25 protein-coding genes and 1 pseudogene are annotated in these 24,934 nt (G+C 74.1%); 16 read left to right on the top strand and 10 right to left on the bottom strand.

Translation table 11 applies throughout. From position 1 onward, the window contains the following. Position 1 precedes the first annotated feature (1 nt). From ACFYNX_RS24225 to ACFYNX_RS24210, 4 genes are read left to right on the top strand one after another with little or no spacing between them, the layout of a single operon-like run. The gene (locus ACFYNX_RS24225) at positions 2-1,318 is read left to right on the top strand and encodes an acetyl-CoA carboxylase biotin carboxylase subunit family protein (protein ID WP_388664048.1); all 1,317 of its coding nucleotides are present in this window, start codon (positions 2-4) and stop codon (positions 1,316-1,318) included. 49 nt (positions 1,319-1,367) lie between these two features. Next, complete coding sequence (locus ACFYNX_RS24220; protein ID WP_388664046.1) at positions 1,368-2,105, top strand: class II glutamine amidotransferase; 738 nt, start codon at positions 1,368-1,370, stop codon at positions 2,103-2,105. Continuing rightward, positions 2,095-2,931, top strand: coding sequence for a hypothetical protein (locus ACFYNX_RS24215; RefSeq protein WP_388664044.1), 837 nt, complete (start codon positions 2,095-2,097; stop codon positions 2,929-2,931). The genes ACFYNX_RS24220 and ACFYNX_RS24215 overlap by 11 nt, the downstream gene beginning before the upstream one ends. Before the next feature lie 36 nt (positions 2,932-2,967). After that, positions 2,968-3,486 (top strand): YbaK/EbsC family protein, encoded by a 519-nt coding sequence (locus ACFYNX_RS24210; protein WP_388664042.1) that lies wholly within the window; start codon positions 2,968-2,970, stop codon positions 3,484-3,486. 50 nt (positions 3,487-3,536) lie between these two features. Here ACFYNX_RS24210 and ACFYNX_RS24205 read toward each other — a convergent pair whose 3' ends face one another. Both ACFYNX_RS24205 and ACFYNX_RS24200 read right to left on the bottom strand, forming a co-directional pair. Continuing rightward, a complete protein-coding gene (locus ACFYNX_RS24205; protein ID WP_388664040.1) occupies positions 3,537-4,268 on the bottom strand; it encodes a maleylpyruvate isomerase family mycothiol-dependent enzyme in 732 nt (243 codons plus the stop codon). Between the two features lie 170 nt (positions 4,269-4,438). Beyond that, on the bottom strand, positions 4,439-5,068 hold the full coding sequence (locus tag ACFYNX_RS24200) for a LysE/ArgO family amino acid transporter (protein ID WP_388664038.1): 630 nt from the start codon (positions 5,066-5,068) through the stop codon (positions 4,439-4,441). 69 nt (positions 5,069-5,137) lie between these two features. Between ACFYNX_RS24200 and ACFYNX_RS24195 the strand changes: the two genes are divergently transcribed. Then, the gene (locus tag ACFYNX_RS24195) at positions 5,138-6,058 is read left to right on the top strand and encodes a LysR family transcriptional regulator ArgP (RefSeq protein WP_388664036.1); all 921 of its coding nucleotides are present in this window, start codon (positions 5,138-5,140) and stop codon (positions 6,056-6,058) included. A 28-nt stretch (positions 6,059-6,086) separates the two neighbouring features. Here ACFYNX_RS24195 and ACFYNX_RS24190 read toward each other — a convergent pair whose 3' ends face one another. Both ACFYNX_RS24190 and ACFYNX_RS24185 read right to left on the bottom strand, forming a co-directional pair. Beyond that, positions 6,087-7,595, bottom strand: coding sequence for a DUF4246 domain-containing protein (locus ACFYNX_RS24190; RefSeq protein WP_388664034.1), 1,509 nt, complete (start codon positions 7,593-7,595; stop codon positions 6,087-6,089). Between the two features lie 98 nt (positions 7,596-7,693). Beyond that, positions 7,694-8,155: a pyridoxamine 5'-phosphate oxidase family protein gene (locus ACFYNX_RS24185; RefSeq protein WP_388664032.1), complete on the bottom strand. Its 462-nt coding sequence runs from the start codon at positions 8,153-8,155 to the stop codon at positions 7,694-7,696. Between the two features lie 118 nt (positions 8,156-8,273). On the opposite strand from ACFYNX_RS24185, the gene ACFYNX_RS24180 reads away from it, so the two are divergent. The 6 genes and pseudogenes from ACFYNX_RS24180 (at position 8,274) to ACFYNX_RS24155 (ending at position 14,214) form a co-directional block, all read left to right on the top strand. Continuing rightward, a complete protein-coding gene (locus tag ACFYNX_RS24180; protein ID WP_388664030.1) occupies positions 8,274-9,167 on the top strand; it encodes a PhzF family phenazine biosynthesis protein in 894 nt (297 codons plus the stop codon). Positions 9,168-9,405: 238 nt separating this feature from the next. After that, on the top strand, positions 9,406-10,932 hold the full coding sequence (locus ACFYNX_RS24175) for a Re/Si-specific NAD(P)(+) transhydrogenase subunit alpha (RefSeq protein ID WP_388664028.1): 1,527 nt from the start codon (positions 9,406-9,408) through the stop codon (positions 10,930-10,932). A gap of 1 nt (position 10,933) precedes the next feature. Beyond that, complete coding sequence (pntB, locus tag ACFYNX_RS24170; protein ID WP_365540205.1) at positions 10,934-12,352, top strand: Re/Si-specific NAD(P)(+) transhydrogenase subunit beta; 1,419 nt, start codon at positions 10,934-10,936, stop codon at positions 12,350-12,352. A 109-nt stretch (positions 12,353-12,461) separates the two neighbouring features. Beyond that, positions 12,462-13,109, top strand: a complete 648-nt coding sequence (locus ACFYNX_RS24165) for a class I SAM-dependent methyltransferase (protein WP_388664026.1) — start codon at positions 12,462-12,464, stop codon at positions 13,107-13,109. A gap of 27 nt (positions 13,110-13,136) precedes the next feature. Next, positions 13,137-13,391 (top strand): annotated as a pseudogene (locus ACFYNX_RS24160) (GNAT family N-acetyltransferase); the annotation flags it as partial. Positions 13,392-13,509: 118 nt separating this feature from the next. Then, positions 13,510-14,214 (top strand): phosphodiesterase, encoded by a 705-nt coding sequence (locus tag ACFYNX_RS24155; protein ID WP_388664024.1) that lies wholly within the window; start codon positions 13,510-13,512, stop codon positions 14,212-14,214. A gap of 32 nt (positions 14,215-14,246) precedes the next feature. Here the strand turns inward: ACFYNX_RS24155 and ACFYNX_RS24150 are convergent, their stop codons facing one another. Beyond that, positions 14,247-14,396: a hypothetical protein gene (locus ACFYNX_RS24150; RefSeq protein ID WP_388664022.1), complete on the bottom strand. Its 150-nt coding sequence runs from the start codon at positions 14,394-14,396 to the stop codon at positions 14,247-14,249. A gap of 285 nt (positions 14,397-14,681) precedes the next feature. Between ACFYNX_RS24150 and ACFYNX_RS24145 the strand changes: the two genes are divergently transcribed. From ACFYNX_RS24145 to ACFYNX_RS24135, 3 genes are read left to right on the top strand one after another with little or no spacing between them, the layout of a single operon-like run. Beyond that, positions 14,682-15,434, top strand: coding sequence for a hypothetical protein (locus ACFYNX_RS24145; protein WP_388664020.1), 753 nt, complete (start codon positions 14,682-14,684; stop codon positions 15,432-15,434). Positions 15,435-15,436: 2 nt separating this feature from the next. After that, on the top strand, positions 15,437-15,871 hold the full coding sequence (locus ACFYNX_RS24140; protein ID WP_125661365.1) for a phage holin family protein: 435 nt from the start codon (positions 15,437-15,439) through the stop codon (positions 15,869-15,871). Then, positions 15,847-16,518 carry a DUF3618 domain-containing protein gene (locus tag ACFYNX_RS24135; RefSeq protein WP_388664018.1) on the top strand — a complete coding sequence of 224 codons (672 nt, stop codon included), beginning with the start codon at positions 15,847-15,849 and terminating at the stop codon, positions 16,516-16,518. The genes ACFYNX_RS24140 and ACFYNX_RS24135 overlap by 25 nt, the downstream gene beginning before the upstream one ends. Positions 16,519-16,620: 102 nt before the next feature. Here the strand turns inward: ACFYNX_RS24135 and ACFYNX_RS24130 are convergent, their stop codons facing one another. Then, positions 16,621-16,848, bottom strand: a complete 228-nt coding sequence (locus tag ACFYNX_RS24130; protein WP_388664016.1) for a DUF5133 domain-containing protein — start codon at positions 16,846-16,848, stop codon at positions 16,621-16,623. 260 nt (positions 16,849-17,108) lie between these two features. Between ACFYNX_RS24130 and ctaD the strand changes: the two genes are divergently transcribed. Next, positions 17,109-18,836 (top strand): cytochrome c oxidase subunit I, encoded by a 1,728-nt coding sequence (ctaD, locus tag ACFYNX_RS24125; protein WP_388664014.1) that lies wholly within the window; start codon positions 17,109-17,111, stop codon positions 18,834-18,836. Then, positions 18,833-19,201: a hypothetical protein gene (locus ACFYNX_RS24120; RefSeq protein WP_388664012.1), complete on the top strand. Its 369-nt coding sequence runs from the start codon at positions 18,833-18,835 to the stop codon at positions 19,199-19,201. The genes ctaD and ACFYNX_RS24120 overlap by 4 nt, the downstream gene beginning before the upstream one ends. 46 nt (positions 19,202-19,247) lie before the next feature. Here ACFYNX_RS24120 and ACFYNX_RS24115 read toward each other — a convergent pair whose 3' ends face one another. The 4 genes from ACFYNX_RS24115 to paaN all read right to left on the bottom strand — a co-directional run bounded on the left by ACFYNX_RS24115 (position 19,248) and on the right by paaN (position 24,544). Further along, a complete protein-coding gene (locus ACFYNX_RS24115) occupies positions 19,248-19,904 on the bottom strand; it encodes a methyltransferase domain-containing protein (protein ID WP_365540188.1) in 657 nt (218 codons plus the stop codon). Between the two features lie 93 nt (positions 19,905-19,997). Beyond that, complete coding sequence (locus ACFYNX_RS24110; RefSeq protein ID WP_388664009.1) at positions 19,998-21,425, bottom strand: NAD(P)/FAD-dependent oxidoreductase; 1,428 nt, start codon at positions 21,423-21,425, stop codon at positions 19,998-20,000. Between the two features lie 153 nt (positions 21,426-21,578). Continuing rightward, the gene (locus ACFYNX_RS24105) at positions 21,579-22,805 is read right to left on the bottom strand and encodes a LuxR C-terminal-related transcriptional regulator (RefSeq protein ID WP_388664007.1); all 1,227 of its coding nucleotides are present in this window, start codon (positions 22,803-22,805) and stop codon (positions 21,579-21,581) included. Then, positions 22,802-24,544: a phenylacetic acid degradation protein PaaN gene (gene paaN / locus ACFYNX_RS24100; RefSeq protein ID WP_388664005.1), complete on the bottom strand. Its 1,743-nt coding sequence runs from the start codon at positions 24,542-24,544 to the stop codon at positions 22,802-22,804. The genes ACFYNX_RS24105 and paaN overlap by 4 nt, the downstream gene beginning before the upstream one ends. Positions 24,545-24,934: the final 390 nt, after the last annotated feature.

The raw sequence follows: 24,934 nt of genomic DNA, 5'->3' as shown, positions 1-24,934 counted from the left end.
GGTGACCGCATCCGCCCCGGCCCTCGTCCAGCTCGGCGCCACCCGGGACGGGCTGGACCCCTACCGGGACGCCGCCGCGGCCCGCGGGCTGCCCGCCGTGCTGGTCGAGACCCCCGCCTACCTCGCCTGGCGCGGACGACTGGGCCGGGCGCCCTTCGACGAGGAGATCGCCGTCCGGCAGCCGCACGACCCGGCCCAGGTGCTCGCCGCCCTGCGGGACGCGGCCGTGCGGCCCGCGGTGCTCCTCGCGGGCTTCGAACGGTACGCGGCGGCCACCTTCGACGCGGCCGCCACCCTGTCCGTGCCGCCCGCCCTCCCCGGCCGCCCGCCGTTCCGCGCCCCCGACAAGGCACGCCAGCGGGCGCTGCTGACCGCGCTCGCCCCGCAGGTCCGCCAGCCCCGCCACAGTACGGACGGCCAGGGCGCCGGCGTCCCGTACCCGCGCGTGGTCAAGCCCGTGGACGGAGGGGGCGGACTGGGCGTGCACCTCGTCGAGGACGAACGGGAGGACCACCGCGCCCGCCGGCTCCTGGCACGCACCGCCAACTATGGCGGCGGCGCCTTCACCGGCGTCCTGACCGAGGAGTACGTGAGCGGTACGGAGTATTCCGTGCAGGGCGTCGCCCACGACGGACGGGCCCACGTGCTGAGCGTGTGCGAGAAGATCGTGCTGCTGGAGCCGGAGACGGGAGGCGCACCAGGACCGGAGCCGGGGCCGGAGACCGGACCGGGACCGGGCCGGGGGCCGCGCGGCTTCCGCGAGGCCGGCCACCTGATGCTGCCGCCGTCCGCCGCGGACCCCGGGCTGTGCGCCCTGGCGCAGAGGGCGCTGACGGCGACCGGATACCGCGACGGTCCCTTCCACCTCGACGCCGTCGCCGCCCACGACGGAGGCCTGTACTTCCTCGAAATGGGCTACCGGCTGTCCGGCGGCGGCCTGGTGGCGCTGGTCGAGCGGGCCGTCGGGGCCCGCTGGGCCGACCTGGCGCTCGCCGCCCACCTCGGCGAGGAACCCGTCCCGCACGCGCCCCGGGACCGAGGGGGCCCCTTCTACGGACAGCTCGCCTGCACCCACCCCGGACAGGTGCACCGCGCCGGAGAACTGGCGCGGGCCGGGGCCCGGGTGACGGTGCTGCCCGCCGCCCCCGTCCCCCCGGAGGCCTCCCTGGACCCCGCGCACGCCGCCGTACTGGCCTCGGACCGCAAGCGCCACGCGGCGGTCCTGGGACGGGTGGTCGTCCGGGGCGAGGACCCGGACGCCGTCCGGCGCCTGCTCACCGACTGCGCCACCCTCCCCACCCGCGTGAGCGCCCCGTGAAGAGGACCGCGCGGGAGCCCGTGAGAGAACCCGTGAAAGGAGAGACGCCATGTGCCGGCTCATCATCGCCCGTGGCCGCTTCGACCCGGCGGCCGTCCTGGACGCCGCCCTGGGCATGAGCACCGGCGTGACGGCCCTTCAGGACGTGCCGACCCGCGTGCACCCCAACGGCTGGGGAGCGGTGTGGCGCAGGGAGGACGGCACGCTCGGCGCCCTGCGCGACCACCGCGCCCTCGCCGAGAGCCCGCGCAGCGCCGAACTCCTGGACCTGCGCACCGACATGCTCGCCGTCCACGTCCGCCACGCCACCCTGCCGGAGAAGTCCGGCCCGCGCTTCGCCCACCCGCTGGAGCGGCTCGACGACACGGGCCCCTGGTACTTCATGCACAACGGCTTCCTGCCGACCGTCCACCGGCGTCTGGGCCTGAGCGCGTCGGCCTTCGACTCCGCCGAGTACTTCGACTACCTGCTGCCGCACGGCCGGTTCGAACTGGACACCGAACTCGCCCTGGAGCGGCTGGCGGACATCCCGCCCGGCGGCACAAGCGGCAACTCCCTGCTCATCAATCCCCGGCGCGCCTACGTCGTCCACTGGACGCCCCCGACGGCCCCCTACCAGGACTACTTCACCCTGCGCCGGCTGCGCCTGCCCGAGGCCGACGTCATCGCCTCCGAGGTCGTCCCGGCCCTCGCCCCCGCGGACCGGTGGGAGGCACTCGACCCGCACACGATCACCGACCTGCCCTTCACCCCCCGGCACGCGAGGAGCGCCCACCGTGCGGCATGAGACGCAAGCGACGACGCGGCAGGCGGTCACCTGGGACCGCACCACCTACGACGTCGCACACCACCCCGACCTGGGCCCCGAACCCCTGCGCCGCCTCAGCGCGGGGGAGACCGCCGTGATCCGGCTCCGCGGTCTGCTGGAGCCGCCCGACTTCGACCGGGCCCGCCGACGCGCCCTCGACCTGCTGGGATCGGCGTCGACCGTGAACTACAGCAACGGCTCCCTGACCACCGTCGGCCCCTACCTCGCCGCGCACCTCGACCGCCTGGATCCGTACTTCGAGCAGTCCGCGCGCGCCAACCGGCGGATGGCCGACGCCGGTTTCGACCTGCCGGCGCGGGTGCGCGCGGCCCTGCGGCGCACCTTCGGCCTGGAGTCCCTGCAACCGGCCCGGGAGCCGGACGGCAGGGCCTACGGCGAGGCCGTGATCCGGCTGCACGCCGACGGCGTGCGCAACCCCCTGCACAACGACCACATCGCACGCGACGCGCAGGGCACCGGACTGTCCCTGGCCGGGGTGGTCCGGCAGCTCAGTTGCGTGGTGTGCCTCCAGGAATGCGACGGCGGCGGGGAGTTGATCACGTACGCCAAACCGTGGGAGCCGCGGGACGAGCGCTGGAAGGTGCCCACCGAACTGGGGTACCGCGCCGGGGTGGTCGAGGGCGTTCCGCGACACGTCTTCCGGCCGCAGACCTACGATGTGTACCTGATCAATCCCACCCACTACCACGAGATAGAAGAGGTCCGCGGTGCCACGCGCACCACCCTGGGCTTCTTCCTCGGCTTCACCGACGACACCCTGACCCGCGCGGTGGCGTGGGGCTGACCGGCCGGCCCCGCACCACGGCTCAAGGAGACCCCCGTGGAATCCAGCACCACCCGACCCACCCCCTACGAACAGATCGTCGACCTGCTCGACACCACCGGCGCCCGTTACTCCGTCCTCGAACACGTCGAGGAGGGGAACACCGAGAAGATCAGCGCGCTGCGCGGCAACCGCATCGAGCAGGCGGCCAAGTGCATCGTCGTGCGGGTCGGGGTGACGAAGAAGAAGGGCCGCTACGTCATCGCCGTGGTGCCCGGCCACCTGCGGGTGGACATCGAGGCGATCCGGGAGCACTACCGGGGCGTCAAGGCGATGTTCGCGCCGCAGGACATGGCCGAGTCGCTCACCGGCGCCGTCAGCGGCTCCATCCCGCCCTTCTCGTTCGACCCCGACGTCGCGCTGGTCGTCGACCCGGAACTCCTGCGGGAGGAGGAGATGTACTTCAACGCCGCCCGGCTGGACCGGTCCCTGCGCCTGTCCACCGCCGACTACCTGACGGCGGCCCGGCCGGACGTGCTGCCCATCACCGAGGCCGCCACCGCGCCCCTGGCCTGACCGCGGGTCCGGCCGCCGAGCCCACCGCCGCTCGACGGCCGGACGCCCGGTCAGCTCCGCCAGGCGGGCAGGTCCGGCAGCGGACCGGGCGGGTCGAGGACGAGGTCGCGTCCGTCCGCGCGGCCGGTCAGCCAGCCCAGGAGGGCCGCCGCCGGCCCCGACACCCGTGGCCCGCGCCCGTCGCCGACCGGACGCAGCACCCGGTCCTCGTCGGCGACCAGCACCATGCCGGGCACGTCGTCGCGCTCCCGCAGCCCGGCGGTCGTGGTCGCGAGCTCGCGGGCGACGAAGAACGGGGGCCAGTCCGCGGGCCGGTGCCCGCACCCCAGGTCGGTGTGGTGCACCTCCACCTCGCGCAGCAGGCTGCCGACGGCCCCCCGGACGGGGCGCCTCCCCCCGCCCAGCCAGCGCACCGGCACCTCCCACGCCGCGTCCGGATGCTCGGCGGCGGCCGTCAGGAACCCGTTCAGCGCGGTGCGCAGGTCCGCCGTCAGCTCGGCGGCCGAGCGCCCGGCGCCCTCCTCGATCTCCCTTTCCCTCTGTGCCTCGTCGTCGTACTGCGCGAGGTCCGCGCCCGTGCGGGCGGCGATCAGCAGCCGGGTGCGCGAGTCGGCGCTGCGGGCGATGTGCGTGAGCACGTGCGCGCGGGTCCAGTCGGGCAGCGGCGAGGGGGCCCGCACGTCGTCGTCCGTCAGGGCCGCCGCCGAGTCGTGCAACCGCTCCACGGACGTGCGCAGCAGGGGCAGCAGGGCGGCGGGTGCCGCACTTCCGTCGTACGTCATGGCAGGTCTCCGTTCGGTGTCCGCGCGTCCCTGCACCGGTTCCCCCGGGAGCGGCCCGTACCCGTCCGCGTCCGGGTGAACGGCGGACACGGCCGAGCTCGGGACGGACCAGGACCGGATCGCCACCGTGAAGCCGGCGCCCGGGGAGAACGTCACCGGGACCGGCGCCGTCACCCCCGGGCGCCGGCGAGCAGCATGCCGCCCGTCGCCAGCATGGTCGCCGCGACCAGCCCGTCCAGCACCCGCCAGGCCTTCGGGCGGGCGAGGACGCCGCTCAGCAGCCGGGCGCCGAAGCCGAGTGCGGAGAACCAGCTCAGGCTGGCCAGGGCCGCGCCCGTGCCGAAGGCCCAGCGCAGGTCGCCGCGGTCGGAGGCGAGCGAGCCGAGGAGCAGGACGGTGTCCAGGTACACGTGCGGGTTCAGCCAGGTCATGGCCAGGCAGGTCAGGACCGCGCGGCGGGCCGAGCCGGCCTCCGGTCCGCCCGCGGTCAGGGCGGCGGCCGGATCGGGGCGCCAGGCACGCCTGGCCGCGAGGAAGCCGTAACCGAGCAGGAACGCCCCGCCCGCCAGGCCCACGGCGGTCAGCGCCGCCGGCCACGCGGTGACCACCGCGCCCACTCCCGCCACGCCGAGCGCGATCAGCACCACGTCCGAGACGGCGCAGATCGCGACCACCGGCAGGACGGCGTGGCCGCGTGCGCCCTGGCGCAGGACGAAGGCGTTCTGGGCGCCGATGGCGACGATGAGGGAGAGTCCCGTGCCGAACCCGGCGAGGAGGGCGGTGATGATGCTGCTGGTCATGGCTTCGACCCTAGGAAGGACACGCGAGTGAGTACAGCTAAAGGTTCTTAGGTATCCTTAGCCCTGCTTATGGACGATCTCCCCCTGGACCAGGTCCGGACCCTGCTCGCCGTGGTCGACGAAGGCACCTTCGACGCCGCGGCCGCCGCCCTGCACGTGACCCCCTCCGCCGTCAGCCAGCGCGTCAAGGCGCTGGAGCAGCGCACCGGCCGGGTCCTGCTGATGCGCGTCAAGCCGGTGCGCCCCACCGAGTCCGGCGAGGTGGTGGTGCGGTTCGCCCGCCAGTTGGCGCGGCTGGAACGGGACGCCCGCGCGGAACTGGGCCTGGCGGCCGGGCAGGGTCCGGTCCGGATCCCGGTCGCGGTCAACGCCGACTCCCTGGCCACCTGGTTCCTGCCCGCGCTCACCCGGGTCCCGCAGGACCCGCCGATCTGCTTCGAGCTCCACCGGGAGGACGAGGCCCACACCACCGCCCTGCTGCGCGAGGGACAGGTGATGGCGGCCGTGACCTCGTCGCCCGACCCGGTGGCCGGCTGCACGGTGCGGCGGCTCGGCCTGGCCCGCTACCGGGCCGTCGCCGCGCCCGGGTTCGTCGCCCGCCACCTCACCGGGTCCCTGGCGGACGACCTCCGCGAGGCACCGCTCGTGACCTTCGACCGGCGCGACGGCCTCCAGGACGCCTTCGTCCGGTCCCTCACGCGGGGCCGTTCGAGCGCCGGACCGATCCGCCACCTGGTGCCCACGTCCGACGGCTTCCGGGACGCGGTGGCCTTCGGCCTCGGCTGGGGCATGGTGCCCGAGCCGCAGGCGGAACCGCTCCTGCGCTCCGGCCGGCTCGTGGAACTGGCACCCGAGCGGCCCCTGGACGTCCCGCTGTACTGGCAGCAGTGGAAGCTGGACTCGCCCGCCCTGTCCGCGCTCGCCGAGGTGGTGGCGACGGCCGCCGCCGAAGCCCTGCCGGCCGACGGGGCCACCGGACCCGCCCGGTAGACCGCGGGGCCCGCCGGCCCTCCGGTGCTCAGTGCTCGCAGAGCGAGAACTCCCGCTCGTAGAGCTGCTCGTTGTGCTCGTCGACGAAGAACTTGCGCTCCCGCATGAGCTCTTCGCGGTACTCCTCGGCCTGTTCGCGCGTCATGGTCGAGGTGCCGGACCAGGGCTGCTGCGGCGGCACGTCGGACGTCGAGACGATCCTCTCCGACGGGTCGACCAGGAAGAACGCGAGGATCTTGCGGTGCCCCGGGCGGGTGGGGTCCGCGAGGTGGAACGGGCCGACACGGTGCTGCAGGACGTTCGGGAACGCCAGGCAGCGGCCCGCCGGGGTCGACACCGATCCCAGCACCTGGTTCAGCGCGTCCTCGTCCTCCAGGCCGTAGACCTCGCGCAGGCCGTCGTCGTCGTTCTGCTCGTAGTCCGGGTCGTCGAGCGCCGCCCGGAAACCCAGTCGGCTCTCGGTGACGTTCTCGCTGTCCCAGTAGAAGATGCCGGTCGAGACGATCCGCTCGTTCAGCATCCCCTCGACGTGCCAGGAACCGCCGGCGTACCCGGGCTTCTCCGGCGTGAGGTGGAGGGTGGCGAGCTTGACGATCACCTGGAGGCCGCGGCCGCGCAGGTCGACCCGGGCGGACGCGTCGGGCACCTCGGGCGGGGTGAAGACCGGGGCGTCCGGGACGACCGGGCTGCGGTTCTCCCACCAGTCGTCCATGGCCTCCTCCCACGCGCCGCGGGCCTCCTGATAGGCCGCGTCGTCGCCGTGGGCGGACCTGTTCGGATACTCCGGCTTCGAGTCGTACCACCCGTAGGGGTCCGCCTCGATCCGCAGGGGCCGCGGACGGCGCAGATCGGTGAGCACGTTCTCGAAGAGCGGGCGCATGCGCGCGAACAGGTCCGGCAGGACGGCGGCCAGTTCACGGTGGTTCTCGGGGTGGACGTTGTTGACGTACGAGCGGAAGGAGACGGCGCCGTCGTCGCTGACGTCGACGTCCGTGGGCAGCCACTGGAACCGCTCCGAGAACTCGTGCTTCGAGGAGGAGGCCGTCGGGTTCTGCCAAGCCCGCCCGGGAGCGCCGCTCACCCCGTTCACCAGGCAGAAGAGCGAGGGGTGCACCAGGTCCAGCACCTGTCCGCCGGATCCGGGGTGCCAGTCCCTCTCCGCCTCGGGGACCTCCTCCAGGACCCGGACCGCCTCGCGCAGCCGGGACCGGAGTCCGTCGTCGAACAGCGCGTCCGACTGCCACACCCCGTCGACGCCGGACACCTCCACGCCGGTGCGTTCGTCCCGCAGCGCGGCGTAGTGCGCGAGTTCGGCGAGCACGTAGCGCATCTGCGCTTCGGTGAGCCCCTGGGCGACGGCTTCACGCGTCCACCGGGCGACGACGTCGGCGTCGTTCCTCTTGTCGGACCATCCCGGCTTCTCCCGGATGTGCGCGCTGCACCGCATCATCTGGAGTTCCCGCAGGGTCCGGGGCGTCGCGAACGCCGTGGAACGGGAAGCCTGGAACGGCAGCGGGAAAGGGGACAGGCCGGTCACTTCTCTGGATCCTCCCGGTCGGCTTGCGGTGGCGGGAACACTACGTCAGCGGACTGACACCGACGCCGGGGGCCGTGAACCGAGGTGAGGACCGGGCGTCATTCCAGCCAGCTCCCGTCGCGCATGACGACCCGCCCGCGCAGTTCCGGCTCGCCGTGCCAGGCGCGCACGGTCCCGGGGACGACGCGTATGTAGAGGAAGGAGTCCTCCCCGCCGCGCGGATCCCAGCCGAACCTGTCGGCGAACGCCCGCGCCGCCTCCGCCGGGACCTCCCGGTCCGGGAAGCACTCCGCCTCGCCCTGGAGCAGCACCACGTCGAAGGCGTCCGGCAGGGCCAGGCGCACGCGGGGCTCCGCGCGGACGTTCCGGGCGGTCGGGGAGGCGGCGCCGGTGCACATCCACACCGCCCGCCCGTCCCACAGGAACCAGAGCGGCACCTGGTGCGGCCCGTGCTCGGGGTGGGACGTCGACAGCCACACGTACCGCTCGGCGGCGAGCCGCTCCCGGGTGTCGCGCACGCGCTCCGACGTCCGGCGGCGGACGGTTCTCACGATCTCCATGGGGGCCGACCCTAGTCGGACGGGTACGGCGCGCGCCTGGGACGCGGGACCTACTCCCCGCGACCGAGGCGGCCCTCGGCCAGGAATAGCCCCGGGCCCGCCCCGGGTTGCCACGAGCATGACGATCGACACGCCGCAGCCCGAGGTGCTGCGCTACACCGCCTTCTCCGGCAACCCCGACGGCGGCAACCCCGCCGGTGTCGTCCTGGACGCCACCGGCCTCGACGACGGCGCCATGCTGGCGATCGCGGCCGACCTCGGATACTCGGAGTCCGCGTTCCTGACGGCGCCCCCGGAGGGCCTCGGCGACCCGGAGGGCCTCGGCGGCGAGGGGGAACGGGCGTACACCATCCGTTACTTCAGCCCCAAGGCCGAGGTGCCGTTCTGCGGGCACGCCACCGTCGCCACCGCCCTCGCGCTCGCCGAGCGGACGGGCCCCGGGAAGCTGGTGTTCGCGACGCCCGCCGGCACCGTGCCGGTGGAGGTGACCGAGGAGGGCGGGACGCTCCGGGCCACCCTCACCAGCGTCGAGCCGCACGTCGAGGGGGTCACCGACGCCGACCTCGCGGAGGCGCTCGCCGTGCTCGACTGGCCGGCCGCCGACCTCGACCCCGCCTTCCCGCCCCGCATCGCCTTCGCCGGCGCCCGCCACCTCGTGCTCGCGGCGGCGACCCGCGCCCGTCTCGCCGACCTCGCGTACGACTTCGCGCGCCTCGAAGCCCTGATGCACCGCCTGGACCTGACCACGGTCCAGTTGGTGTGGCGCGAGTCGGCCACCTTCTTCCACGTGCGCGACCCGTTCCCCGTCGGCGGCGTCGTCGAGGACCCGGCGACCGGTGCCGCGGCCGCCGCGTTCGGCGCCTACGCGCGCGATCTCGGCCTGGTCCCCGAGGACGCCGTCCTCACCCTGCGCCAGGGCGAGGACCTGGGCCGCCCCGGCGAGCTCACGGTGACGCTGCGCGCGGGTGACCCGCGCGTCCGGGTCAGCGGCACGGGAACCCGCATCGGCTGAGGCTCCGGACTCCGGCCGAGGCTCCGTCTCCGGTTCCGGCTCCGCCCCGGGGACGTACGCCGTCGCGTGGAGTACGTCCCCCGGGGCCGTCAAGTGTTGCGTGTGCCTCACCGGCGGGTGCTGTTCAAGAAGGGGTCGCGGCGTCAAGCTGAGCGGCGTGCTCCGGACCATCGCGGGCGCACTTCTGATCGAGTCGGAACACGCCGTTGACGGCCAGAGCAGCGAACGGAGAACACTCGTGATTGTCGGAGTCCTCAAGGAAGCGCGGGCAGGTGAGAGTCGCGTTTCGGCCACGCCGGCCACGGTCGAACAGATCCGCAAACTGGGGTACGGCGTGGTCGTCGACCCCGGCGCGGGCGTCGCGGCCGGTTTCACCGACGGCGCCTACGAGGCCGCCGGTGCGACCGTCGGCGACGCGGTGGCGGCGGACGTGGTGCTGGGGGTCAACGCCCCGGCCCCGTCCCAGCTCGACCGGGTCCGGCCGGAGGCGACGGTGATCGCCCTGTTCTCCCCGGCCTTCGACCCGGCGATGGTCGAGGACCTGGGCCGGCGCCCCTTCACCGCGCTCTCGATGGACGCCGTGCCCCGCATCAGCCGGGCGCAGTCGATGGACGTGCTGTCGTCGATGGCGAACATCGCCGGCTACCGGGCCGTCATCGAGGCGGCGCACGAGTTCGGCCGGTTCTTCACCGGCCAGGTGACGGCGGCGGGCAAGGTGCCGCCCGCCAGGGTGCTCGTCGCGGGCGCCGGCGTCGCCGGCCTGGCGGCGATCGGCGCCTCGGGCTCGCTCGGCGCGATCGTCCGCGCCACCGACCCCCGGCCGGAGGTGGCCGACCAGGTGCGCTCGCTCGGCGGCGAGTACCTGTCGATCGAGTCCCCCGAGACCGAGGTCTCCCAGACGGGTTACGCCAAGGAGATGGGCGACGACTACAAGGCGCGCGAGGCCGAGCTCTACGCCGCCCAGTGCCGCGAGGCCGACATCGTCGTCACCACCGCGCTGATCCCCGGCCGCCCCGCGCCGACGCTGATCACCGCCGAGATGGTGGCGGACATGAGGCCGGGCTCGGTGATCGTCGACATGGCGGCCGCCAACGGCGGCAACGTCGAGGGCACGGTGAAGGGCGAGAAGACCGTCACGGAGAACGGCGTGACGATCATCGGCTACACCGACCTCGCGGGCCGACTCCCCGCGCAGGCCTCGCAGTTGTACGGCACCAACCTGGTGAACCTGCTGAAGCTGATGACGCCCGACAAGGACGCCCGCCTCGTCCTCGACTGGGACGACCCGGTCCAGCGCTCGATCACCGTCGTGCGCAAGGGGGAGACGGCCTGGCCGCCCCCGCCGGTCCAGGTCTCGGCGGCCCCGGCCCCCGCCCCCGCGGCGGCCGCGGTGGAGCCCGCGCCCGAGAAGGCGCCGATGACGGCGAGGCAGAGGTTCGGCGGCGTGGCCCTCGGCGCCCTGGCGCTCTTCCTCCTCGCCGCGTTCGCGCCGACGGCGCTGCTGCCCCACGTGACGGTCTTCGTGCTCGCGATCGTGATCGGCTACTACGTGATCGGCCACGTCCACCACGCGCTGCACACGCCGCTCATGTCGGTGACGAACGCGATCTCCGGGATCATCGTCGTCGGCGCGCTCCTGCAGATCGGCCACACCAGCACGGCGGTCACGGTGCTGTCGTCCGTGGCGATCCTCCTGGCCAGTATCAACGTCTTCGGCGGCTTCGCGGTGACGCGTCGCATGCTCGCCATGTTCAACCGGAGCTGACATGTCTGCGACCATTGCCGCCCAGGCGGCCTACCTCGTCGCCGCGCTGCTGTTCATCCTGGCGCTGGCGGGACTCTCCAAGCACGAAACGGCCCGGCTCGGCAACGCGTTCGGGATGCTCGGCATGGGCGTCGCGCTCGTCGCGACGGTCGTGCTCGCGGTGGACGGCGACGTCAGCACCGCCGGCCTCGGCCTCATGGCCGTCGCGATGCTGATCGGCGCCCTGATCGGCCTCCAGCGGGCCCGCGGCGTCGAGATGACCGGCATGCCCGAACTGATCGCGCTGCTGCACTCCTTCGTCGGCCTGGCCGCCGTCCTGGTGAGCTGGAACGGCTTCCTGAACGTCGAGCACGACCCGGACGGCCACGAGGCGAAGGCCCTGGACGCACTCGGCACCCTCGGCATCCACCACGCCGAGGTGTTCATCGGCCTGTTCATCGGCGCGGTGACCTTCACCGGCTCCGTCGTGGCGTACCTGAAGCTCGCCGCGAAGATCGACTCCAAGCCGCTGGTGCTGCCGGGCAAGAACGCCCTGAACCTCGGCTCGCTCGGCCTGTTCGTCGCCCTGACGGTGTGGTTCGTGATCACGCCGGAGCTGTGGCTGCTCATCGCCGTGACGGTCCTGGCGCTCGCCCTCGGCTGGCACCTGGTGGCCTCGATCGGCGGCGGCGACATGCCGGTCGTGGTCTCGATGCTCAACAGCTACTCCGGCTGGGCCGCGGCGGCCTCCGGCTTCCTGCTCGGCAACGACCTGCTGATCGTCACCGGCGCCCTCGTCGGCTCGTCCGGCGCCTACCTCAGCTACATCATGTGCAAGGCGATGAACCGCTCCTTCTTCGCGGTCATCGCGGGCGGCTTCGGCATCGAGGCGGCGTCCGGCTCGGACGTCGACTACGGCGAGCACACCGAGATCACCGCCGCGAGCGCCGCCGAACTGCTCGGCTCCGCCCGGTCCGTGGTCATCACGCCCGGGTACGGCATGGCCGTCGCCCAGGCGCAGTACCCGGTCGCGGAGCTCACCTCGAAGCTCCGGGCCAGGGGCGTCGACGTACGGTTCGGCATCCACCCGGTCGCCGGGCGCCTGCCCGGCCACATGAACGTGCTCCTCGCCGAGGCCAAGGTGCCGTACGACATCGTCCTGGAGATGGACGAGATCAACGACGACTTCGCCAAGACCGACGTCGTCCTCGTGATCGGCGCCAACGACACGGTGAACCCGGCCGGGGCCGAGGACCCCGGCAGCCCGATCGCGGGCATGCCGGTCCTCACCGTCTGGGAGGCCGGCAAGGTCATCGTGTTCAAGCGCTCGATGGCCTCCGGATACGCGGGCGTGCAGAACCCGCTCTTCTTCAAGGAGAACACCTCGATGCTCTTCGGCGACGCGAAGGCCCGGGTCGAGGACATCGTCGGCGCCCTCTGAGGCACGACGGGGGCGGGGGCCTCCCGGCCCGGCGCGGAGCAGGACGTCCACGCCGGGGCCGGGAGGCCCCCGTCCTCCACCCGATCGCCCCCTGGCTACTGTCACGGGCATGGTCGAACACGATGTTCACGCCTCCATCCGCGAGGCCTACGACGCCGTCGCCCCCACCTATGAGGAGATGTTCCGCGACTCGCTGCGGGACAGCCCCCTGGACCGCGCGATGCTCGGCGTCCTCGCCGAGGCCGTACGCGCGGACGGGGAGGGCCGGGTCGCGGACCTGGGCTGCGGGCCCGGCCACGTCACCGCCCACCTGGACGGCCTCGGCCTGTCGGCGTTCGGCGTCGACGCCTCTCCCGCGATGATCGCGCTGGCCCGCCGGGCCCACCCGGACCTGCGGTTCGACGTGGGCTCGATGACCGCCCTCGACATCGCCGACGGCGCGCTGGACGGCGTGCTCTCGCGCTGGTCCGTCATCCACGTCCCGCCGGTGGAACTCCCCGCCGTCCTGGCGGAGTTCCACCGCGTCCTGGCGCCCGGCGGGCACCTCCTGATCGCCTTCTCGGGGAGCGAGGGCCCGGCGCACCCGACGCAGGTCTTCGACCACGCGGTCGCGCCCGCCTACCGGTGGTGGCCCGACCACCTCGCCGCGACGCTGCGCGCGTCCGGCCTCGCGGAGGTGGCCCGGACGGTCCGCGAGCCGCGGCCCACCGACCGGCGGCAGTTCCAGGAGATCCACCTGCTGGCCCGCAAGGTCTGAGCGGGAGATCGGCCCCGGCCTGCTCCCGGCCTGCTCCCGGCCTCCCGCGGCAAGGGCCACGGCACCGACGTGGTCGCGGTCCTCTGCCGCTACGGCTTCGTCGTGCGCGGCCCGCACCGGCCGCGGACCGGGACGCCGGCGGACGACACGGCGATGCCGCGCCCCGCCGAGCGCGACGGCTTCGTCCGCGAGGGCGTCCTGCGCTCCCCGGCCCGGGTGACGGGCACGTTCCTCGACGAGGTGCTGCTCGGCCTCCTCGCGGAGGACTGGAAGCCGGGCCCGGAGGCCTGGGCCCGGAGGCCTGAGGGCCTGTCCGGTCGACCGGCACGATCCGGGGCAGACGACGGGCACACCGAGTCCCACCGGGACACCGCCCTCGGCACCAGGAACGGACAGCCCCATGGACCTCCTCGACCGCATCGCCTTCCGTACGGCACGGGCCACCGCCCGCCGACGCGGGGACCGGCCGGCCCTGCACCCCCGTGGGACGGCCCTCGCGGGGCGCCTCGCCGTGCCCGGCCGCCGGGACCACGGGGGCGTGCCGTGGCTCGACGCCCCCGGCTCCTACGCGGTGACGGCCCGCTGGTCCCGGGGCGCCGGACTGCCGCGCCCGCTGCCGGACGGACTGGGCCTCGCGCTGCGGGTGGAGGACGCCGGCGGGCCGGACCGCCCCCTGGACCTGCTTCTCACGACCGGCGGCCGCGGCCGGTGGACCCGCCACGTACCGCTTCCCCGTACGTCCGCCACGGCCGGCCCGTACTCCAGCCTCCTGTCGTACGCCGTCGGCGGGCGGCGGGGCGTGGTGGCCGCGTTCCCGGCGCCCGGGTCCCCGCGGATCCCCGCCGACCCCGCGACGGTGGGAGCCGCCGCGGCCGGGCGGCCCCTGGTGTTCCAGCTCTGCTTCGGGGCGGAGGGAGCGGGCGCGGCCTGGCGGCCCCTGGCCCGGCTCACCCTCCACGGGGAGGCGCCCCCGCCGGACGGCGGCGCGTTCGACCCCTACCTCAACTTCCTGCCCGGCTTCCGCCCCGTCGACCGGCTCCGGTCGCTGCGCCTCGCCGCGTACGCGGGATCACGGGCCGGACGGCACGCGCCGCCGCCCTCCTGAGCGGGTGCGCGGGCGGCCCGCCCCGCTCGCCGTCACGCGCTCTCGTCGTCGTCCGGCTCCCGCTCCCCTTCGGCCTGCGACGGCGTGGTCCGCTCCGGTCCGGCGTCCCGGTGCTCCGTCCCCTCCGGGCCGCTGTCCTCGGGCCGTTCTCCCTCGGCCTGCGACGGGGTGCTCTGCTCCATGGCTCCGTTCCTTCCCTCGGCAGGGTTCCTACGGCTTCGCGGCAACCGCGTACGGGTGCCCCGAGGGCGAGTACCCACTGGGGCACGGTTCACCGCCGGCCACGGCGGACGGGAGGCGCCACGCGGTGGCAGCGCGTGAACCCGCGCCCCCGACCGGGGCGGGAGCGCGCCGGACGGCGAAAGGTCTGGCATCGCCTCGATGTCCGGGCGTATGAGCGGACCGGAAGGGGGCAGGTGGGGGATTCAGCAAGCAGACGGAACCCCTTCCGGCACCCAGGAGGAGCCTTGAGTGACTTCCAGGAATCGAACCGGCAGAACGAGAACAGGGCGGCGGAAGTAGCGCGAACCGCTCAGGACAAGGCGGGAGACGGCGCTTCGCTGGTGGGCGGAAAGGCCGCGGAAGTGGGCGGCACGGCGAAGGAGCAGGCCGGCAACGTCGTCGGCGAAGCCGCGGCCCAGGCCAAGGACTTGGCGAGCGAACTGCGCACCCAGTTGCAGGGCCAGGCCGAGACCCAGACCCAGCGCCTCGCGGAGAACGTACGGCGCCTGTCGCAGGAGCTGCGCGAACTGGGCGAGAACGGCAAGCCGGACTCCACGGTGGCCGACCTGGCCCGCCGGGCCGCCGACGGAGGCCACCAGATGGCCTCCCACATGGAGAAGCGCGGCCCCGACGGCCTGGTGAGCGACCTGCGGGGCTTCGCCCGCCGGCGTCCGGGCGTCTTCCTCGCCGGCGCGGCACTGGCCGGCTTCGTGGTGGCCCGTGCGGGCAAGAGCATCGGCGCGGCGTCCTCCGGCGGCGCGGGCGACAGGGGCGGGGAGACCCGCTCTCCGGAACCGCGCGCCGCGACGTACGAGGTGGAGCGGCCGCTCACGGCTCCCGATCCCCTACCGCGCGCCACGCCGGGCACGTACGAGGACCCGCTCGACACCTACGGCCAGTCCCAGCCCCCGCACGTCACGCCGGCTCCGCCGAACCACCCGCCCGCGGGCGGCGGGCAGACGTACGGCGGCCCCTCGCGTCCGACCGGGGGGATCTGACCATGGCCCTCTCCTTCCAGGAGCGCCCCACCTCGGCGGCCGTGCCGCCGGGCGAGGCGCCCGAACCGTCGATCGGCGATCTGGTCAGCGAGATCGGGCAGGACCTGTCCCGCCTCGTCCGGGACGAGATAGAGCTGGCGAAGGCCGAGATCAAGCAGGAGTCCGTCAAGGCGGGCAAGGCGGTCGGCATGCTCGGCGGAGCGGGCTACGCGGCCCACGTGGTGGCGCTGCTCGGCAGCCTGACCGTCGTCTTCGCCCTGGGCAACGTGATGAACCTTGCCTGGGCGGCCCTGATCGTCACCGCTCTCTGGGCGGTCGCGGGCGGTGTGCTCTACTCCGCCGGGCGCAAGCGCCTGCGCGCCGTCAACCTCAAGCCGGAACAGACCGTGGAGACCCTCAAGGAGGACGCCAAGTGGGCACGACACCCGACGAGCTGAGGAACGACGTGGAGGAACGACGGGCCCATCTGGCCCGCAACGTCGACCGCCTGGCCGACCGGATCACCCCGGGCAGGGTCGCCCGTCGCAAGGCCGATTCGATACGGAACCAGGTGAGCGGAGTGAAGGAGCGCGTCATGGGCAGCGCACACGACTCGGCGCACGGGGCGTCCGAGGGTCTGAACCGCGCGGCGAGCAGCGTCGCGGACACGGCGCGGGAGGCGGGCGGCAACGTGAGCGAAGCGGTCCAGCAGGCTCCGGCCCAGGTGCGCCGGCAGACCCAGGGCAGCCCGCTGGCCGCCGGCCTGATCGCCTTCGGGGCGGGCATGCTGGCCTCGGCCCTCCTGCCGACCACCGAGGCGGAGGAGCGCCTGGGGCAGCAGCTCAAGGAGCACTCCGGCGAACTGCTGGAACCGGTGAAGCGGACGGCCGTGGACGCGGCGCAGGAGGTCCGGGAGGAACTGCGCGGTCCCGCCGCGGACGCCGTCGAGTCGGTGAAGAGCACCGCCCAGGAGGCCGCCGGGACGACCAAGGAGCACGCGCGGGAAGCGGGCCGGGAGACCGCCCGGGAACTGCGCCGGGTCGGCCGCGAAGCCGCCGACGACGTGAAGCACACCTCCGGCGGCGCGGGACGGGCGGGATACTGAGCACCGCGTCACCGCACGCCGACAGGGGCGACCGCCGGTCCACGAGGCCGGTGGCCGCCCCTGTGGGGGGAGGGTGTCCGCGGTGCGGTGCGACCGCCGCGGTCAGCCGACGAGGGCGAAGTCGATCTCGGAACGCGCGCGGGCCAGTTGACGGCGGGAGGCGATCAGGGCGGCGTCGACGTCACGGGTGCCGGTGGACACGCACAGGGTGTAGGTGACGTCCTCGAGCTGTCGGCGCACCTCGGCCGAACCGTTCTCGGCGTACAGGGCCCGCAGTGTCCCGTACTGCTCGACGAGGTTCTCCAGCACCAAGGGGTGGGCCATCAGCATCAGCCGTCTCCTTACTCCGAACGGGGGACATCCCGTTCGGCGCGTGTGCCCCGGACCGCGCGACGGAAACCGTGCGGCGAGCCGTTCTCCGTGCCCGCCGTACGGGTGCTTCCTGTCCGTGGCGGTGGGACGGCGCAGGTCACGGCCCGTGAAGTGAAGCGTTTCACGGCGAGTGCCCGTATTTGTTCGTTTCGCCGGAAAAATTGGTCTACGGTCGCCCTGCCCGCGTGCTTTTCTCCGAGCCCTCCGCAGGAGTTCCCATGACCGTCGCCACGGAGCCGCCCGCCCTCGTGCCCGTGAGGGCGAAGAGCCCGGGGCGGGTCGTCGTGGACTGGCTGACGACGACCGACCACAAGAAGATCGGGCACCTCTACCTGATCACGTCGTTCGTGTTCTTCCTGCTGGGAGGCCTGCTGGCGCTCGTGCTCCGGGCGGAGCTGGCGCGGCCGGGCCTGCAGATCGTCTCGCCCGAGCAGTACAACCAGGTGTTCACCCTGCACGGGACGGTGATGCTGCTGCTGTTCGCCACCCCCACGTTCGCCGGTTTCGCCAACGCGATCATGCCCCTGCAGATCGGCTCGCCCGACGTCGCCTTCCCCCGTCTGAACATGTTGTCGTACTGGCTGTTCCTCTTCGGCGGCCTGATCGCCTTCGCGGGGATCTTCACCCCCCAGGGCACGGCGGACTTCGGCTGGACCGCCTACACGCCCCTGAGCGGCGGGGAGCGCTCGCCGTACGTCGGCGGCGACATGTGGATCATGGGCCTCGCGCTCGCCGGCTTCGGCACGATCCTCGGCGCGGTCAACTTCATCACCACCGTCATCTGCATGCGCGCACCGGGCATGACGATGTTCCGGATGCCGATCTTCACCTGGAACGTGCTGCTGACGTCGGTGCTGGTGCTGTTCGCGTTCCCCGTCCTCGCCGCCGCCCTGTTCGCCCTGGAGGCGGACCGGAAGTTCGGAGCGCACGTCTACGACCCCGCCAACGGCGGGGCGCTGCTGTGGCAGCACCTCTTCTGGTTCTTCGGGCACCCGGAGGTCTACATCATCGCGCTGCCGTTCTTCGGCATCGTCACCGAGATCCTGCCCGTCTTCTCCCGGAAGCCGATCTTCGGCTACGTGGGTCTGATTGGCGCCACCATCGCGATCGCCGGCCTGTCGGTGACGGTGTGGGCGCACCACATGTTCGCCACCGGAGCGGTCCTGCTGCCGTTCTTCTCCTTCATGACCTTCCTGATCGCCGTCCCGACCGGGGTGAAGTTCTTCAACTGGATCGGCACGATGTGGAAGGGGTCGCTCTCCTTCGAGACGCCCATGCTGTGGTCGATCGGCTTCCTCGTCACCTTCCTGTTCGGCGGCCTGACCGGCATCATCCTCGCCTCGCCGCCGATGGACTTCCACGTCACGGACAGCTACTTCGTCGTCGCCCACTTCCACTACGTCGTCTTCGGCACGGTCGTCTTCGCGACGTTCGCCGGGTTCTACTTCTGGTGGCCCAAGATGACCGGCAGGATGCTCGACGAGCGCCTGGGCAAGGTCCACTTCTGGACCCTCTTCACCGGCTTCCACGGCACCTTCCTCGTCCAGCACTGGCTGGGCGCCGAAGGCATGCCGCGCCGTTACGCGGACTACCTGAACGCCGACGGCTTCACGGCGCTGAACACGGTCTCCTCCATCGGCGCGTTCCTGCTGGGGGCGTCCACCCTGCCGTTCTTCTACAACGTCTGGAAGACGGCCAGGACCGCCCCCCGCGTCACCGTCGACGACCCGTGGGGCTTCGGCCGCTCCCTGGAGTGGGCCACCTCCTGCCCGCCGCCCCGGCACAACTTCGTCACCATCCCGCGCATCCGCTCCGAGTCGCCCGCCTTCGACCTCAACTACCCCGAGGTCGCCGCCCTCGACCAGGGCAAGGGGGACAAGCGGGACGTGTTCGACGACTCCGGCGCCGCCACCCACGAGGGCCCCGACGCCGGCCGGAACGCGTGACCGCGTACGGCCCCGGGGAGCCACGGGCCCCGGCCGTGGAGGCGGCCGCGGGCATCGCCCGACTGGAGGGGTACCTCCTGGCGCACCGGGTCAGGACCGAGGCCACGGAGGCCGGGGCCGTCTTCGCCGACCGGTTCCCGTGGCTGGGGCCCCGGGAGCGGTCGGAGATCGCCCGCGAGTTCGCGCGGGAACACCTCGCCGTGCGGCGTCGCATGCTCCGGGACGCCGCCGCCCGCGCGGACGGTCTCCGCCGCGAGTACGGCGACCGCTACGCCCGCCTCCGCCGCCGGCTGCTCGCCGTCGCGCTGGGCGCGGCCGGTGCGACGACGGCCGTGGTGTCACTCGTGGTGAGAAGCACCGGCTGACCCGACGCCCGATGCCCGACGCCCGACGCCCGACGCCCGGCGTCCGTCAGGCGTCCGCCGTGCCGCCCCGGCGCCGGCGGCAGTGCAGGAACACGTGCGGTTCCGGACCGGCGTCCGGGTGGGCCGGGGTGAACAGCGTCTCCTCGCGCTCCAGTACGTCGAGGCCCGCCTCCTCGGCCACGGCGACGAGGTCCGGCGCGCCGAAGCTGGTCACGCGCACGGGCTGCCCCATGAAGACGGCCTCCACGCCCTCCACGTCCAGCGGCACGGTGGCCAGGACCAGATGGCCGTCCGGCGTCAGCGCCCGCGCCAGCCGCCGGACGACGTCCTTCTGCTCGCTCCGGTCCAACTGGAGCAGGGAGAAGTACACGCAGACCGCGTCGAACGAGCCCTCGTCGAGCGCCAGTTCGCGGACGTCGGCGCACCGGAAGGAGGCGGACGGCACCTGACGGGAGGCCAGCTCCACCATGACGGGGGAGACGTCGACGCCGAGGACCTCGTGACCGGCGCCCGCGAGCGCCTCGGCGGTGGGCCGGCCCGTGCCGCTGCCCACGTCGAGCACCCGGCTGCCCGGTGCGAGCCGTCCGAGCAGCCACTCCAGCGAGCGCCGGTGCGCCTCGGAGCCGGCGAACGCCTTCTCGTACGCCGCTCCCAGCGCGTCGAACACGACTGCCGCGGGGGGCCGTTGCCGCTCGTCGGTCACGAGGGTCCTTCCGGTCGGGTCGGGCGGATGCCGTCGCATCGTTCCACCGGCGGGCGGACGCCCGCAAGGGATCCCGGCCCGCCGCCCCGGCGGTCAGAACACCGACACCAGCCGCTTGACCAGGTCCGGGACCCGGCCCCCGCGGTCCTCCCGGGCCTCCACCGCGCGCAGGGCCGGCAGGACGAACCGCGCGCCGGGGTAGCGGACCGGCTCCGGGGGGAACCAGCCGGTCGGCGTCCGGGTGAAGGCCGACCGCGACCACTCGTCGCTCGTGCCCAGGACGAAGGAGGCCAGCACCTTGGCCATCAGCCGTGAGGGCCCCACGCCGTCGCCGGAGTACCCGGCGGCGTAGCAGACCCCCGGCACGGACTTCAGCCACCCGGCGAACGGCAGGGAGGTCACCGAGTACTCCACCGGCGCGGTCCAGCTCATGTCCACGGGCACGTCGGCCAGTTCGGGGAAGAGGCGGCCCAGATGGGCCCGGAGCTCCGCGGGGCGCAGCGCGTCGCCCCACAGGGTGCTGGGGCCGAGGTCGCCGAAGGCGACGCCGGAACCGCCCTTGCCGAACAACAGGCGGCCGTCGGGGGTGGTGCGGTAGTAGTTCAGCCGCCGCCGGGAGTCGCAGACCGAGACCTCGCCGTGCCACCCCAGGGCCCGGAGCCGCTCCGGCACCGGACGGGACAGGAGGGTGTCGCTCGCCACCGTCACCATGCGGCGGCCGAGGTCCTCAATCTGCCCGGCCCAGGCGTTGACGGCGAGCACCACCCGGTCCGCGTGGACACCGCCGTACGGCGTGCGGACGCGGACGGTGCGCCCCTCGGCGGCCCGCAGCGCGGTGAGCGGGGTGCGCTCGTGGATCCGTATCCCCGCGTCGAGGGCCACCCTGCGCAGCCCGCGGACGAGGGCGGCGGGCTGGAGGGTGGCGCAGCCCGGGTCGAGCACCGCCCCGTAGTGGCTCCGGGTGCCGACGGTCCGGCGGGCCTCGTCCGCGGTGATCCGGTGCAGCGGCTCGATCCCGGCGCGGTGCAGGTCGTCCAGGGTCCGCTGCCAGGCGCCGCGCTGGGCCGGCGCGGAGGCGGCCCACATCCAGGGGCCCCGGCGGTGCCCGACGTCGATGCCGTGCGCGTCGGCGAAGTCGACGATCTCGTCCACGGCGGCGGCGGAGGCCTCGCCGATGCGGCGGGCCTCCTCGTGGCCCCCGATCGCGACCAGGCTGCTGAACCGCGCCCACATGGGCATCAGGAAACCGGCGTTGGCGCCGCTGGCCCCGCCGCCGCACACGTCGGCCTCGATCAGCACGACGTCGGTGCCGGGCGCGCGGCGCAGGATCTCCAGCGCCGTCCACAGCCCGGTGAAGCCGCCGCCCACCACGCAGACGTCGCAGCGCAGTTCGTCGGTGAGCGCCGGGGTGCGGCCGTCCTCGGGCTCGGCGGCCAGCGCGTCGCGCAGCCAGGGCGTGCGGCGGGCGGGGGACGGGGCGTCGACGTGGGGCCAGTTCGGGGAGAGGCGCAGTTCGGACACGGGAGAGGATCCTCCGATGGGGCGGGACGGGTGGGTCGGGCGGGGGAGGGGAACTCGGCCGGGACGGCTCGGTTGCGGTGGGGTGGGACAGGGGAACCCGGCCGGGACGGCTCACTCGCAGCGGGCGGGACGGGGGAGCCGGGCCGGGGCGGCTCAGTTGCTGCGGGCGGCCCGCAGCAGTTCGATCCGTGAGCTCACTCCGTAGAGCTTGAACAGCTTGCGGAGGTGGTAGTTGACGGTGTGCGGGGAGAGCGCGAGGCGGCTGGCTATCTGCTGGCTGGTCAGCCCCTCCGCGACCAGGGCCACCAGTCCCCGCTGCCGCTCGCTCAGCTCCCCGCGCCGCGCGGGGCGGTCGGCGGCCGGCGGCGCCGGACGGGCGGGGGCCGGGTGCTGCTGCGCCCTGTGCACGGGCCGGAGCGCCGCGGCCTCCTGCTCCAGGGCCAGCCGTACCGAGGCCGGCACGGACTCGGCGATGAGGCGGCGCAGCAGCGGACTCTGGAAGACGGCGCGGGTGCCGACGTTGCGGACCGCCCCGGTGGCGTACACCTCCTCCAGGGTGGGCAGCAGCGCGGACACGGAGGTGCGCGTCATCAGGGCCAGGTCGCCGTACACGACCTCGTCGCCCAACACCGCCGCCACGCAGAGCAACTGGCGGCAGACCGGCGAGTACCGTTCCAGGGTCTCCCGCACGCGGGAGGAGAGGCGGGCCGGCAACCGCTCGGTCAGCAGCTCCACCTCCCCGCCGGACAGGCGCACGCCGTTCTCCTCCCGCAGACCGGTCAGCAGGTCGATCACCAGCCGGGGGTGCCCGCCGGCGCGGTCGACGAGGGAGGAGAGCGACCGGGCGGGCGGGGCCCCCAGCACGTCGTGGGCGAGCCGGTGGGTGTCGGCGCGGGCCAGCGGCCCCAGGGACAGCCGTTCCGTCCGCACGGCGGGGTGGGCGAGCAGGGCCGCGGGGAGCGGCGGGGCCTCACCGGGCCGGTGGGCGATCAGCCACACGTCCCGGCCCGTGCCGGAGCGGCCGCGCGGCCCGACGGCGCGGGCGGGGACCGGAGGGCGCCCGGGGGCCGCGCGCGGGTCGTCGACGATCACCAGACGCGGCCCCGGGGACGGACTCCCGACGCGGCGGCCGGTGAGGGCGGCGGCCGGGCGGTGGGTCCGGGCCCCGTGCCCGTGGGGGCCGCGCGGAGGCACGTAGCCGAGTCTCCGCGCCAGGTCCGCCGCCTCGGTCAGGAGGCGGGTCTTGCCGATGCCCGGCATGCCCTCGACGGAGAGCACGACGGCGCCCCCGCCGCGGCCGTGCTCCAGCACCTCGCGAATGAGGGCCAGTTCGCGCTCCCGGCCGTACAGCGGGACCTCGTGGGCGAGGAGGGTGTTCACGGGGTACCGCCGTAACGTCGTACGACGACCGTGCGGAAACGTTCCGCCACGAAGGCGCCGTCGCAGAGGACGGCGTTGCCCGCGGGATTCATGCCGGTGCCGTGCAGGTCGGAGTAGACGGCGGACTGCGAGATGTACCAGTCGCCCGTCAGGTTCGTCGAGAGCATCACCCCGGCCTCCAGACAGGCGTCCTCCATCGCCGTCTCCACCTCGGGGGAGACGGAGTACAGACCGACGGAGAGGGCGCCGCACGTGCGCGTGGTCTCCCCGACGAGGTCCACGGCCGCCGTCGCGGAGTCCACGGCCACGGCGAGACAGACCGGTCCGAGCCACTCGGCGAGCAGGGTCTCCCGGTCCGCCTCCCGCCCGGCGTCGAGCTTCACCACGACGGGGGTGCGGACCACCGCGTCCGGGTGCTCGGGGTGCCGCACCGCCCGCGAGGGGACGCCGACCGGACCCAGGGCGCCGGACATCGCGAGGTCCACCCGGGAGAGGACCTCGGGACCGAGCAGCGCGCCCAGGACGTCGCACGCCTCCCGGTCGTCGCCGAGCAGGGCGTCCAGGGCGGCGCCGAGGTCGGCGACCACCTCGTCGTAGCTCTTGTGGCCCTCGTCGGTGGCGACGCCGCCGCGCGGGATCAGCAGGTTCTGGGGGCTGGTGCAGAGCTGGCCGCTGTAGAGGGAGACGGAGAAGGCCAGGTTGGCGAGCATGTCGCGGTAGTCGCGGGTGGATTCGACGAGCAGGGAGTTGACCGCGGAGGCGGCGGTGAAGACCCGGGCCTGGCGCGCGTTCTCCCGGAGCCAGTCGGCGAAGGCGGTGCGGCCCGAGTAGTCCACCAGGCGCACCTCCGCCGCGGTCCCCAGTCGCTTGGCGAGCCCCTCGCCGGGGTACTCCGGGGCCAGGCACACCAGGTCGGGGTCGAAACCGGCCTCGGCGAGCACCTCGCGGGCCTGCTGGACGGTGAGCGCCAGCGGCAGGACCGCGGCGGGGTGCGGCTTGACCAGGACGGGGTTGCCGGTCGCCAGGGAGGCGAAGAGGCCCGGGTAGCCGTTCCAGGCGGGGAAGACGCTGTTGCCGACGAGGAGGGAGATCCCCCGCGGCACGGCCCTGAACCGCTTGCCGATGTCGACGGTCCGGTCCGGACCCTGCGGTTTGCGCCAGCGCGCGCCGGCGGGCAGCCTGCTCTGCTCGGCGTAGGCGTACGCCACGGCCTCCAGGCCGCGGTCCTGCGCGTGGACGGCGCCCGCGTGGAAGGCCATGACGGGGTTGTGGCCGCTGGTGTGCGCCGCGGCGGCCGCGAACTCGGGGCTCCTGGCGTTGATCCGGTGCAGGATCTCCAGGCAGACGGCGGCGCGTACCTCGGGCCCGGCGTCGCGCCACGCGGGCAGCGCGGCCGTCATGGCGGGCAGCAGGACCTCGGGGTCGTGGTGGGGGTAGGAGACGCCCAGTTCCGTCCCGTACGGGGAGCGCTCGCCGCCCCGGTCGGGCCCCGGCCCGACCGTGCCGTCCCGGCCCGGCTGGCCGAGGTCCATCGGCCGGCCGAGCACGGCCCGTAAGGACGCCTCGCCGTCCGCCGCCGCCCCGGACCCGTAGGCCCGGGTGTCCTCGGGGTAGGGGGACCAGTGCTCGCGGGTGCGGACGGCCGTCAGGGCCCGCTCCAGGGTCTTCCGGTGCCGGTCGATCAGGAGCGCCGGGAAGGCGTTGTCGGTGGGGGAGACGCGCTCGGTGGTTCGTACCATGATCTTCATCCTTGTCGTACGGGAGTGCCGGTTCCACAGCAAACTCGGTCAGTGTGACGACGGAGGCGGTCGGGACGACGGCGCGGCGGCCCGTTCGCGCCCGCCGTGCCGCGCACCGACGACCCGCCGTGCGCCGGGGACACGGGGAGGAGAGGGGCCCGCGGCCCCCGGCGGGCCCGCCCGGGGCTCCCGGAACACGGGGGGCACGGTTCCGCGTCACACCCGGAGCAGAGGGTTCGGGTCATGATCGTGGCGTGATCCGTTCGGGGAGCGTGCCGGGCGGGCCCGCGGGCTGGCCTGTTCCCACCGGTGGTCCGCCCCGGACGGCCGGACCGCCCGGAGGCCGCGCTCCGGGCGGTCGCCCTACGGGTGAGGGGGCCTCCGGCGAGC

Origin of the sequence: Streptomyces sp. NPDC007872, assembly GCF_042868165.1 — a bacterium.
Classification (GTDB): domain Bacteria; phylum Actinomycetota; class Actinomycetes; order Streptomycetales; family Streptomycetaceae; genus Streptomyces.
Note: the sequence above shows the minus strand (reverse complement) of the source record. Positions and strands in the feature narration are given on the sequence as shown.